General features: G+C 68.7%; 9 protein-coding genes. 7 read left to right on the top strand and 2 right to left on the bottom strand.

Annotated elements, in window-relative coordinates:
- The first annotated feature begins 132 nt into the window (after positions 1-132).
- The gene (locus ACWDUN_RS26090; RefSeq protein ID WP_449933250.1) at positions 133-1,548 is read left to right on the top strand and encodes a DUF222 domain-containing protein; all 1,416 of its coding nucleotides are present in this window, start codon (positions 133-135) and stop codon (positions 1,546-1,548) included.
- Positions 1,549-1,574: 26 nt separating this feature from the next.
- Here ACWDUN_RS26090 and ACWDUN_RS26085 read toward each other — a convergent pair whose 3' ends face one another.
- Positions 1,575-2,045, bottom strand: coding sequence for a carboxymuconolactone decarboxylase family protein (locus ACWDUN_RS26085; RefSeq protein ID WP_449933248.1), 471 nt, complete (start codon positions 2,043-2,045; stop codon positions 1,575-1,577).
- A 49-nt stretch (positions 2,046-2,094) separates the two neighbouring features.
- On the opposite strand from ACWDUN_RS26085, the gene pdxR reads away from it, so the two are divergent.
- A complete protein-coding gene (gene pdxR / locus ACWDUN_RS26080; protein WP_449933246.1) occupies positions 2,095-3,501 on the top strand; it encodes a MocR-like pyridoxine biosynthesis transcription factor PdxR in 1,407 nt (468 codons plus the stop codon).
- On the opposite strand, the gene ACWDUN_RS26075 is transcribed toward pdxR, so the two are convergent.
- On the bottom strand, positions 3,491-4,114 hold the full coding sequence (locus ACWDUN_RS26075; RefSeq protein WP_449933244.1) for an HD domain-containing protein: 624 nt from the start codon (positions 4,112-4,114) through the stop codon (positions 3,491-3,493). The genes pdxR and ACWDUN_RS26075 overlap by 11 nt on opposite strands.
- Positions 4,115-4,143: 29 nt before the next feature.
- On the opposite strand from ACWDUN_RS26075, the gene ACWDUN_RS26070 reads away from it, so the two are divergent.
- From ACWDUN_RS26070 to ACWDUN_RS26050, 5 genes are read left to right on the top strand one after another with little or no spacing between them, the layout of a single operon-like run.
- Entirely contained in the window at positions 4,144-4,554 is a 411-nt protein-coding gene (locus ACWDUN_RS26070) for a GtrA family protein (RefSeq protein WP_449933242.1), read from the top strand.
- Positions 4,555-4,581: 27 nt separating this feature from the next.
- Complete coding sequence (locus ACWDUN_RS26065; RefSeq protein ID WP_449933240.1) at positions 4,582-5,991, top strand: FAD-binding protein; 1,410 nt, start codon at positions 4,582-4,584, stop codon at positions 5,989-5,991.
- Positions 5,992-6,008: 17 nt separating this feature from the next.
- On the top strand, positions 6,009-6,788 hold the full coding sequence (locus ACWDUN_RS26060; protein WP_449933239.1) for a decaprenylphospho-beta-D-erythro-pentofuranosid-2-ulose 2-reductase: 780 nt from the start codon (positions 6,009-6,011) through the stop codon (positions 6,786-6,788).
- Between the two features lie 32 nt (positions 6,789-6,820).
- Positions 6,821-8,674 carry a galactan 5-O-arabinofuranosyltransferase gene (locus tag ACWDUN_RS26055; RefSeq protein ID WP_449933237.1) on the top strand — a complete coding sequence of 618 codons (1,854 nt, stop codon included), beginning with the start codon at positions 6,821-6,823 and terminating at the stop codon, positions 8,672-8,674.
- Positions 8,674-11,889, top strand: coding sequence for an arabinosyltransferase domain-containing protein (locus ACWDUN_RS26050; RefSeq protein ID WP_449933235.1), 3,216 nt, complete (start codon positions 8,674-8,676; stop codon positions 11,887-11,889). The genes ACWDUN_RS26055 and ACWDUN_RS26050 overlap by 1 nt, the downstream gene beginning before the upstream one ends.
- Position 11,890: the final 1 nt, after the last annotated feature.

Here is an 11,890-nt window from a genome sequence, read left to right as displayed (position 1 = left end):
GGCAACGGACAACCACGCGGCCCACGCCCCAAACCCCGATAACCGTCACCGATGTCCTGATACATCAACTGTCACCGATGTCCTGATACATCACAGATCGAATTGTCACAGCCGGCTGGCATAATCGCACGTATGTTCGATGGTCGGGATGTGGGGTCGCATCTCGATGCTGCGCGGGATCTGTTGGCTGCCGAGCGTCGGGCGGTGGCGGGCAAGATCATCGAGGCCGGGCGGTTCGCCCTGGCGCGGATGGCCGAGTTGGGTCATGCCTATGAGGACATGATCGTCGATGATTGGGAGCTGGCTGCCGCGGAACTGGGTGCCGAGCTGGGGATCAGCCGGGGCCGGGCGTGCACCCTGATCACGCAGGGCCGTGACCTGATCACCCGATTGCCGGAGTTTCGTGAGGTCTTCGCCCAGGGCCTGGTGGATCTGCGGGTGCTGCGGGTCATTTTGCACCGGACGGCGCTGATCACCGATCCGGACATCATGGCCGTCCTGGACGCCCAACTGGCTTCGGCCGCGCCGAGCTGGAACTCGCTGTCGGATGAGCGCATCGCCGAACGCATCGACTGGATGATCCTCGATGTTGATCCCGAAGCGGTGCGCCGGGCGCGCGAAGCCCGCCGCCGTCGTGGGATCACCGTCGAGCCGGTCGGGGACGGCCTGGTCGAGATCCACGGTCACGTGGATGCCGCCAAGGGCGCGATCTTCGATCAGCGGTTGGACGCACTGGCGCGCACCACCTGCCCCGATGATCCGCGCACCCATGCCGAGCGGCGCGCCGACGCCGTCGACGCCCTGGACGCCGCGAGTATCGCGTGCCTGTGCGGGCGGGCGGACTGCCCGGCCGCCGGCAACGAGGTGCCCACCGGCCAGTTCGTGATCCATGTGATCGCCGAGCAGGAGACCGTCGAGGGCGCAACCACCCAGACCGACGAACCAGCTGCGCCGGCCCCGAAGCCACCGCGGCCGGCACTCATTCCCGGCTACGGCCCGATCACCGCCGAACAGCTGCGCGACCTACTCCCGTATGCGGTCATCCGGCCCGTCGCCGACCCGGCCGATCTGAGCGCCGAGTGCGGCTATCAGCCCTCGCGCACGCTGACCGATTTCGTCGGGTGCCGCGATCTGACGTGCCGCTGGACCGGCTGCGACATCCCGGTGGGGCGTTGCGATATCGACCACACGGACCCGTGGCCCTACGGGCCCACCCATCCGTCGAACACCAAGTTGTACTGCCGAATTCACCATCTGCTAAAGACGTTTCACGATTGGCGCGATCAGCAGCATCCCGACGGCACCATCACCCTCACCGCCCCCAACGGGCGGGTGTACACCACCAAACCCGAAGGCACGCTGTTCTTCCCCCAATTCGTGGTTCCCACGGCCCAACTGGGCCCGGTCACCCTTCCGCCACCGAGTCCGCACCGCGACCTGGCCGCCCCCAAACGCATCCGCACCCGCGCGCAGAACCGCGCCTACCGCATCGCCCACGAACGCGCCCGCAACCGCGCCCACTACGAAGCCAACCCCCCGCCCTTTTAGGTGGACGGGGGATCAGCGGCGACGATTCAGCGCCGCGGCGCCGGCATCCGCGTCGCGACGTTGAACCGGTTCCATGCATTGATGGTGACGGCCATCGCGATCACCTGCGCCAGTTCCTTCTCGCTGAACACCTCGGCGGCCTTGGCGTAAACCGCATCCGGCACATGTCCGTCGTGCAGTGAGGTGATCGCCTCGGTCAGCTCCAGCGCCGCGCGTTCCTGCTCGGTGAACAGATCACCGGCCTCCTCCCAGGCGGCGATGAGTGCGAGCCGCTGCTCGGTCTCACCCTGTTCCCGAGCATCCGCGACGTGCATGTCCAGGCAGAACGCGCAGTGGTTGATCTGGCTGGCGCGAATCTTGATGAGCTCGCCGATGGTCGGGTCGATGTCCTTGGCCGCGGCATTGGACAGCTTCATCATCCCGTCGTAGATCTCGGGTGACACCTTGTAGATGTTCATGCGGTCGATGGCGGTGGGGTTCTGCAATGTCTGTGTCATACCGAGAACGCTAGCCCGCAAAAGCCCGCGTACATGGTTCAATCCGTAGGTGACTTCATGGGCCAATTCGGGCTCGCGGGATCTGCACCTGGACCTGCGGGATGCCATCACGCCCGGCTCCCGCGGTGCCCGCGACGCCCTGCTCGAAGCCCTGCGGGACACCATCCGGTCCGGACGCCTGGCACCCGGTTCCATGCTGCCGCCATCGCGCACGCTGGCCGCCGACCTCGGATTGGCCCGCAACACCGTGGCCGAGGCCTACGCCGATCTGGTGGCCGAGGGCTGGCTGGCCTCGCGCCAGGGGGCGGGCACCTGGGTGCTCAACTCCCCCACCAAAGCCCCACCCGCACGACCCCGCGGCGTGGCGGGCACCCCGACGCACAACCTGATGCCCGGCTCCGGGGACGTCTCCCAGTTCCCGCGCGGCGCCTGGCTCACCTCGACCCGCCGCGCCCTGACCGCGGCCCCCACCGAAGCACTGCGCACGGGCGATCCGGCGGGCCGCATCGAACTGCGCGAAGCGCTCACCGAGTACCTCGGCCGGGTCCGCGGGGTACGCACCACGCCCGACGAGATCGTGATCTGCGCCGGCACCCGGCACGGCGTCGAGATCCTGGCCCGGGTGCTCGGCGGCCCGATCGCCGTCGAGGCCTACGGGCTCTTCCTCTTCCGCGAGGCCATCATCGCCCAGGGCGCGGCCACCGTGCCGATCAACGTCGACGACGACGGCGCGGTGATCGACGAACTCGACCGCACCGACGCGACGTCGGTGCTGCTGACCCCGGCACACCATTTCCCGCACGGGGTACCGCTGCATCCGACCCGGCGCACCGCGGTGCTCGACTGGGCGCACCGCACCGGCGGCTATCTGCTGGAGGACGACTACGACGGCGAGTTCCGATACGACCGCCAGCCGATCGGTTCGGTACAGGGCCTCGACCCGGACCGCGTGGTCTACCTCGGTTCGGCCAGCAAGAGCCTGTCGCCGGTGTTGCGGCTGGGCTGGATGGTGCTGCCCGCGCATCTGGTCGACCGGGTGCACGAGGCCCTCGGCGGGGCGCAGTTCTACGTCAACGCGCTGCTGCAGCTCACCATGGCGGATTTCATCACCTCCGGCGCCTACGACAAACACATCCGGAAGATGCGGATGGCCTACCGCCGGCGGCGCGATCTGCTGGTCGAGGCGCTCGCGCCGTTCGACGTCGGCATCCGTGGGCTGTCGGCGGGCCTGCACCTGCAGCTGAGCCTGCCCGCCGGCACCGAGGCCGAGGTGATGCGCCGGGCCGCCGAGGCCGGTATCGGGTTGTCCGGTCTGCGGATTCTGCGTCATCCGGATGCGGGACCCGAACTCGACGAGGCCGACGGCATCGTCATCAGCTTCGGGACCCCGGCCGACCACGCCTTCCCCGCCGCGGTCGACGCGCTGTGCCGGGTGCTGGCCGGCCTCAGGCGTTGAGGGTGCCCAACTCCGATTCGAGGTTGCGTCGCGCCGCCACCTCCCACAGCCGACGACCGTCCGGGGTGCGGTAGAGCGAGGGCGCCGACAACAGCGCGGCGATGATGCGGGCCCGGCCGGCCCGGAAGTCGGCTTCGGAGACGTGGCCGTACTCGGCGCGCACCTTCGCGGTATTGCTGCGGTAGTCATCGGGCGCCAGGGCCAACACCGCCAGGTCGGCATCCGAGAGCACCTGCCCGTTGCGATCGTCCGGTGCCGGGTCGTGCTCGACGGTCATCCGCACCAGCCGCGCCACCTCCCCCACCAGTCCCGCGTCCACCCCCAACGCCGCCAACTCGGACTCGGCCAGCAGCGCGCTGTTCTCCTCGTCATCGGCCGCGCCCGCGTACACCGCATCGTGGTACCAGGCCGCCAGGCGCACCGCGTCCGGATCCTCGGCGTATCCCGCCAGTTCATCGGCGGCATCGAGGACGCCCCGCAGGTGCGCCTGATCGTGATAGCGGCGATGCGGCTCCGACCACCGGCGCAGCAGCGCGGCGCCCACCGCACCCGTATCCGGCGATGTGGTGTGGCGCCCGAGCAGCGCGAGCCACTCCTGGAGCAGATCGGTCACGCCCCCATTGTTGCCCGTAAGCTGCCCGCGTGGCCGAGACCCCGGACAACGCACCCCTGAGCCTGCGGACGCAGGCGACGCGGTTCATCATCACCGGTGGCCTGTCGGCGGTCGTCGACTTCGGCCTCTATGTGCTGCTGCTCGAGGTCGGCCTGCACGTCAACGTGGCCAAGACGCTGAGCTTCATCGCCGGGACCACCACCGCCTACCTGATCAACCGGCGCTGGACCTTCAAGGCCGAACCCAGCAAGGCGCGTTTCATCGCGGTGATGGCGCTCTACGCCCTGACCTACGCCGTTCAGGTCGGCATCAACTACCTGTTCTACCTGCAGTTCGCCGGCGAATCCTGGCAGGTGCCGGTGGCCTTCGTCATCGCCCAGGGCACCGCGACGGTGATCAATTTCGTGGTGCAGCGCACCGTGATATTCCGGCTGCGCTGACCCCGAGCGGTACCCTTTGGCACTGACATGACTACCGAACTCCCCCTCGTTCCGCGCGCCCTGACCGGCTTCGGCCGCACCGCGCCGAGCGTGGCCCACGTGCTGTCGACCCCCGATGTCGACGTCATCGCCGACGCCGTGAAACGCGTCGCCGACGCCGCAGAAAATCCAGGGACCGATTCGTCCCCGTACCGACGCGGCATCGTCGCCCGCGGCCTCGGCCGCTCCTACGGCGACCACGCCTGCAACGGCGGCGGCATCGTCGTCGACATGACGCCGCTGAACCGCATCCACTCCATCTCGGCGGAGACCGCGATCGCCGACGTGGATGGCGGCGTCAGCCTGGACCAGCTGATGAAGGCAGCGCTGCCGTTCGGGCTGTGGGTCCCGGTGCTGCCGGGCACCCGCCAGGTCACCGTCGGCGGGGCCATCGGCTCGGACATCCACGGCAAGAACCACCACAGCGCCGGCAGCTTCGGCAATCACGTGCGCTCCCTGGACCTGCTGATGGCCGACGGTGAGGTGCGCACGCTGAACCCGGATGGTGAGACCGGCGAGCTGTTCTGGGCCACCATCGGCGGAAACGGTCTGACCGGCATCGTGATCCGCGCCCGGATCGCCATGACGCGCACCGAGACCGCCTACTTCATCGCCGACGGGGTGGCCACCGCCGATCTGGACGAGACCATCGCGGTGCACACCGACGGCAGCGAGGACAACTACACCTACTCCAGCGCCTGGTTCGACCTGATCAGCCCGCCGCCGAAACTGGGTCGCGCCGCGGTCAGCCGTGGCAGCCTGGCCAAGCTGGACCAGTTGCCGCCCAAGCTGGCAAAGAACCCGCTGAAATTCGATGCGCCGCAACTGCTGAAGGTGCCCGACATCTTCCCGGTCAGCGCGATGAACAAGCTGTCGTTCACCGCGATAGGCGAGGTGTACTACCGCCTGGGCGGCACCTACAGCGGCAAGATCATGAACCTGTCGCAGTTCTACCACATGCTGGACCTGGTCAGCGGGTGGAACAATGCCTATGGGCCAAAGGGTTTCGCGCAGCATCAGTTCCTGGTGCCACCGGACGCGCTCGACGAGTTCAAGGCCATCATCCGCTGGATCCAGACCAGCGGCCAGTACTCGGCGCTGAACGTGTTCAAGCTGTTCGGACCGGGCAACCGGGCGCCGCTGAGCTTCCCGATGGCCGGCTGGAACGTCGCGATGGACTTCCCCATCAAGGCCGGCGTCAACGAGTTCCTCAACGAACTCGACGACCGCGCAATGGAATTCGGCGGCCGGGTGTACACCGCCAAGGACTCCCGGGTCAGCGCCGAGAAGTTCCACAGGATGTATCCGCGCATCGACGAATGGATCGCCACCCGCCGCAAGGCGGATCCGCACGGCGTGTTCGCCTCCGATATGGCCCGCCGGCTCGAGCTGCTCTAGAAAGGCACTACCCCTACATGATTGACGCGACCGGTAACCCCCAGACGATCCTGCTGCTGGGCGGCACCTCCGAGATCGGCCTGGCGATCGTCGAGCGCTACCTGCGCGACGCGAAGGCCCGGGTGATCCTGGCCGACCTGCCCGATTCGCCGCGCAAGGCGGCCGCCATCGCGCAACTGGAGGCCGCCGGCGCCAAGTCGGTGCAGTACCTGGACTTCGACGCACTCGACACCGCCGGCCACCCCGCGGTGATCGACGCCGCCTGGGCCGACGGCGATGTCGACGTCGCGATCGTCGCGTTCGGCATCCTCGGCGACGCCGAAGAGCTGTGGCAGAACCAGGCCAAGGCCGTGCTGAGCGCCCAGATCAACTACACCGCAGCGGTGTCGGTCGGGGTGCTGATCGGCGAGAAGATGCGCGCCCAGGGCTTCGGTCAGATCATCGCGATGTCCTCGGTGGCCGGTGAGCGGGTGCGCCGCTCGAACTTCGTCTACGGCTCCACCAAGGCCGGTCTGGACGGCTTCTACCTCGGACTGGGCGAGGCGCTGCGCGAGTTCGGCGTTCACGTCCTGGTCATCCGCCCCGGGCAGGTCCGCACCACCACCACGCTGGAGCACTGGAAGGCCACCGGCGCCAAGGAAGCCCCCTTCACCGTCGACAAGGAGGACGTCGCCGAACTGGCGGTCGCCTCGGCGGCCAAGGGTAAGGAGCTGATCTGGGCGCCGGGCCCGGTGAAGTATCTGATGGCCGTCATGCGCCACATCCCGCGGCCGATCTTCCGCAAGCTTCCGCTCTGAATACGGTGGGCAGGAGCGAAGCGACCCGGGCGATGAACAAGACCGCTCTGGCCGTATCCGGCCAGATGCTGGCCGCAGCCGTCACGGCCGCGGCGATCGCCGTCGTCGCACTGCTGGCGATCGCCCGCGTCGAATGGCCGGCGTACAACTCCTCCAACCAGCTGCATGCGCTGACCACCGTCGGCCAATTCGGCTGCCTGGCTGGAGTTTTCGCCTCCGGCATGCTGTGGCGTCGCGGTCGCCGGCTGCTGGCGCGGGCGATGTCGGTGGTGTTTCTGTCCGCGTTCGCGGTGGCGACCCTGGCCATGCCGCTGGGCGCCACCCGGCTGTACCTGTTCGGGATCTCGGTGGACCAGCAGTTCCGCACCGAGTACCTGACCCGGCTGGCCGACACCCCGGCGCTGCACGATATGACCTATATCGGTCTGCCACCGTTCTATCCGGCGGGCTGGTTCTGGATCGGCGGCCGACTGGCCGACCTGACCGGCATGCCGGCCTGGGAGATGTTCAAGCCGTGGGCCATCATCTCCATCACCGCGGCGGTCGCCGTGGCGCTGGTGCTGTGGACGGCCATGGTGCGCTTCGAGATCGCGCTGGCGGTCACCACGGCCACCGCCGCGGTCACCCTGGCCTACACGTCGGCCGAACCGTACGCCGCCGTCATCACCGTGCTGCTGCCGCCGGTCTTCGTACTGGCCTGGTCGGGACTCAGGCGCCAAGCCTGGGGCGCCATCGTCGGCGTCGGGCTGTTCCTCGGGTTGGCCGCGCTGTTCTACACCCTGCTGTTGGGCTACGCCGCCTTCACCATCACCATCATGGCGCTGCTGCTCGCGCTCACGAGGCGCAGCATCGCGCCGCTGATCGGGTTGGCCGTCATCGCCGTCATCTCCGGGGCGCTGGCGTTGCTGACCTGGGCGCCATATCTGCTGGCCGCCGCCACCGGCACACCGGCGGATACCGGCACCGCGCAGCACTACCTGCCCATCGACGGTGCGGAACTGACGTTCCCGATGCTGGACTTCACCCTGCTGGGCTCGCTCTGCATGCTGGGCACCATCTGGCTGGTCGTGCACGCGCGCAGCTCCACCCGCGCCGGGGCTTTGGCCGTCGGCGTGCTGGCCGTCTACGCCTGGTCGCTGCTGTCGATGCTGACCACGCTGGTCGGCACCACACTGCTGTCCTTCCGGCTGCAGCCCACGCTGTCGGTGCTGCTCGCCGCGGCGGGCACCTTCGGTTTCGTCTGGCTGACCCAGGTGGCCGTCGCCCGCTGGCAACACCCGGGCCGGCACGTCGTCGCCGTCGCCGCCACCATCGGCCTGATCGGCGGCCTGACGTTCAGCCAGGACATCCCCGATGTGCTGCGCACCGATATCAACGTCGCCTACACCGACACCGACGGTTACGGCGAGCGCGCCGACCGTCGACCGCCCGGTGCCGAGCAGTACTACCGCGCCCTGGACCAGCGCATCCTGGAGGTCACCGGCCGCCCGCGCCACGAGACCGTGGTGCTGACCGCCGACTACAGCTTCCTGTCGTTCTATCCCTACTACGGATTTCAGGGGCTCACCTCGCACTATGCCAACCCGTTGGCGCAGTTCGAGGCGCGCTCGGCGGCCATCGAGAGCTGGGCGTTGCTGACCACGCCCGATCAGTTCGCCACCGCCCTGGACCAGCTGCCCTGGCCGGCGCCGACGGTCTTCGTGATGCGCCGCGGCGGGCCGGACAGCTACACCTTGCGGTTGGCCGCCGACGTCTACCCCAACCAGCCCAACGTGCGCCGCTACCAGGTGTCACTGGACCCGGCGATCTTCGATGACGAGCGCTGGGACGTGACCACCGAGGGGCCGTTCGTGCTGGCCATCCGGAAACCGCAAGCGGGTGGTTGATGCCCGGACAACTAGCATCTAGCTCCGTGAACGACACGGCGACCAATCACCGCACCGCCAGACTGGTCGCCATCGTCGCCGGACTGCTCGGCACCCTGCTCGCGATCGCCACCCCGATCCTGCCGGTCAACCAGACCACCGCGACCCTGAACTGGCCGCAGAACGGCACGCTGGACAGCGTCGACGCGCCCCTGATCGGCTACGTCGCCACCGACCTGAAAATCACCATCCCGTGCAGCGCGGCGGCCGATCTCACCGGCGGCCGTACCGTCCTGCTGTCCACGGTGCCCAAGCAGGCCCCCAAGGCCGTCGACCGCGGCCTGCTGATCGAGCGGGTGAACAACGAGCTACTGGTCATCGTGCGCAACACCCCGGTGGTCAGCGCACCGCTGGATGAGGTGCTCAGCCCTGCCTGCCAGGAGCTGACCTCCACCGCACATGCCGACAAGGTGACCGGTGAATTCGTCGGCCTGCAGCAGGGCACCGATGATGCGGATCCGGGCGAACCGCTGCGCGGTGAGCGCGGTGGCTACGACTTCCGGCCGCAGATCGTCGGCGTGTTCACCGACCTCGCCGGTCCCGCCCCGCCGGGGCTCGAGTTCTCGGCCACCATCGACACCCGGTACAGCAGCTCCCCGACGCTGCTCAAGACCCTGGTGATGGCCCTCGGCGTACTGATGACGATCGCCTCGCTGGTCGCGCTGCACCGCCTCGACGTGGCCGACGGCATGCGGCACCGCCGCTTCCTGCCGCAGCGCTGGTGGTCGATCACCAAACTCGACGTGCTGGTCTCGGCCCTGCTGGTGTGGTGGCATCTGGTCGGCGCCAACACCGCCGACGACGGTTACATCCTGACCATGGCCCGGGTGTCCGAGCACGCCGGCTACATGGCCAACTACTACCGCTGGTTCGGCACCCCGGAAGCGCCGTTCGGCTGGTACTACGACCTGCTGGCGCTGTGGACGCACGTGTCGACCGCCAGCGTGTGGGTCCGCCTGCCCACCCTGCTGATGGGCCTGGCCTGTTGGTGGATCATCAGCCGCGAGGTCATCCCCCGCCTCGGCGCCGCGGTCAAGAACAGCAGGCCCGCGGCCTGGACCGCGGCCGCGATGTTCCTGGCGTTCTGGCTGCCGCTGAACAACGGTCTGCGCCCGGAACCGATCATCGCCGTGGGCATCCTGCTGACCTGGTGCTCGGTGGAGCGCGGAGTGGCCACCAGCCGCCTGCTGCCGGTCGCCGTCGCCATCATCATCGGTGCGCTGACGCTGTTCTCCGGGCCCACCGGTATCGCCGCCGTCGGCGCCCTACTGGTGGCCATCGGCCCGCTGAAAACCATCGTGGCCGCACATGTCTCCCGGTTTGGCTATCTCGCGCTGCTGGCGCCCATCGCGGCGGCCGGCACCGTGACGATCTTCCTGATCTTCCGCGACCAGACGCTGGTCAGTGAACTGCAGGCCAGCTCGTTCAAGTCCACGGTCGGTCCCAGCCTGGCCTGGTTCGACGAGCACATCCGGTACTCGCGGCTGTTCACCACCAGCCCGGACGGTTCGGTGGCGCGCCGGTTCGCGGTGCTGACACTGCTGCTCGCCCTTGCCGTTTCGATCGCCATGACGTTGCGCAAGGGACGCATCCCGGGGACGGCCATCGGCCCCGCGCAGCGGATGATCGGCATCACCGTCATCTCGTTCCTGTCGCTGATGTTCACCCCCACCAAGTGGACGCACCACTTCGGGGTCTTCGCGGGCCTGGCCGGCTCCATCGGCGCGCTGGCCGCCGTGGCCATCGCCGCCGCGGCCATGCGGTCGAAACGCAACCGCACCATCGTCACCGCGGTGATCCTGTTCATGACGGCGCTGTCGTTCGCCACCGTCAACGGCTGGTGGTACGTCTCGAATTTCGCTGTGCCGTGGTCGAACGAGTTCCCGGAGTTCAGTTTCGGGTTCACCACCATCCTGCTCGGACTCGCGGCCGTCGCCCTGCTGGTCGCCGCCTGGTTGCACTTCTCCGGTCGCCCCGCCCCGGACCGGCCGTGGACGAGGTTCACCGCGGCACCGCTGGCCGTCGTCTCCTGGGCGGTGGTGCTGTTCCAGGTGGTATCGCTGACCATCGCCGTGGTGATCCAGTACCCGGCCTGGACGGTCGGCCGCTCGAACCTGGAAGCGTTGACGGGCAAGGGCTGTGGGCTGGCCACCGATGTGCTGGTCGAACAGGATCCCAACGTCGGCATGCTCACCCCGATCGGCGCGCCGATCGGACAGGCACTGGGCGCGGTGACCGCGGACAACTTCCGCCCCAACGGCATCCCGGCCGATATCGAGGCCGATCCGGTGATGGAGCAGCCCGGCGACAGCAATTTCGCCGACTCCGAGGGCAGCGACGAGACCGGCAGCGAACCGGGCACCGAGGGCGGCACCACCGCCGCGGCCGGGGTGAACGGCTCCCAGGCGCGACTGCCCTACAACCTGGATCCGCGCCGCACACCGGTGCTCGGTAGCTGGCGCTCCGGCGCGCAACAACCGGCCAAGCTGCGCTCGGCGTGGTATGCCCTGCCGCCGCGCGATGAGCGTGGACCGCTGCTGGTGGTGTCCGCCGCAGGCCGCTTCGACGGGGGCGAGGTGGTGGTGCAGTGGGCCACCGACGAGCAGGCCGCGAGCGCAGAGCCCGGCGGCACAGTCGGTTTCGCCGATGTGGGCGCGGTCCCGGCCTGGCGCAATCTGCGGGTCCCGATGTCGTCGATCCCCGACGAGGCGACCCAGGTGCGCCTGGTGGCCACCGATGACGATCTGTCGCCGCAACACTGGATCGCCGTCACCCCGCCCCGTATCCCGGAGCTGAGCACGCTGCAGGACGTCGTGGGCTCCAGCGATCCGGTGATGCTGGACTGGCTGGTGGGCCTGGCCTTCCCGTGTCAGCGCCCGTTCTTCCACAACAACGGCGTCACCGAGGTGCCCAAGTGGCGCATCCTGCCGGATCGCTTTGGCGCGGAAGCCAACTCGCCGGTGATGGACTACCTGGGTGGCGGCCCGCTGGGCATCACCGAACTGCTGCTGCGCGCCACGCCGGTGCCGACCTATCTGAAGGACGACTGGTTCCGCGACTGGGGTTCACTGCAGCAGCTGCGGCAGTTCTACCCGGACGCCAAGCCGGCCGAGCTGGAGCTGGGCACCGCGACCCGCAGCGGGTTGTGGAGCCCGGCGCCGCTGCGGCCGAGCTAGC

The organism is Mycobacterium sp. NPDC003323 (genome assembly GCF_053589535.1).
Note: the sequence above shows the minus strand (reverse complement) of the source record. Positions and strands in the feature narration are given on the sequence as shown.

Excerpts from the sequence above, each read along its gene's own strand:
- ACWDUN_RS26090 (WP_449933250.1), top strand. The coding sequence starts at position 133 with ATGTTCGATGGTCGGGATGTGGGGTCGCATCTCGATGCTGCGCGGGAT.
- ACWDUN_RS26085 (WP_449933248.1), bottom strand. The coding sequence starts at position 2,045 with ATGACACAGACATTGCAGAACCCCACCGCCATCGACCGCATGAACATC.
- ACWDUN_RS26065 (WP_449933240.1), top strand. The coding sequence starts at position 4,582 with ATGACTACCGAACTCCCCCTCGTTCCGCGCGCCCTGACCGGCTTCGGC.
- ACWDUN_RS26060 (WP_449933239.1), top strand. The coding sequence starts at position 6,009 with ATGATTGACGCGACCGGTAACCCCCAGACGATCCTGCTGCTGGGCGGC.
- ACWDUN_RS26055 (WP_449933237.1), top strand. The coding sequence starts at position 6,821 with ATGAACAAGACCGCTCTGGCCGTATCCGGCCAGATGCTGGCCGCAGCC.
- ACWDUN_RS26050 (WP_449933235.1), top strand. The coding sequence starts at position 8,674 with ATGCCCGGACAACTAGCATCTAGCTCCGTGAACGACACGGCGACCAAT.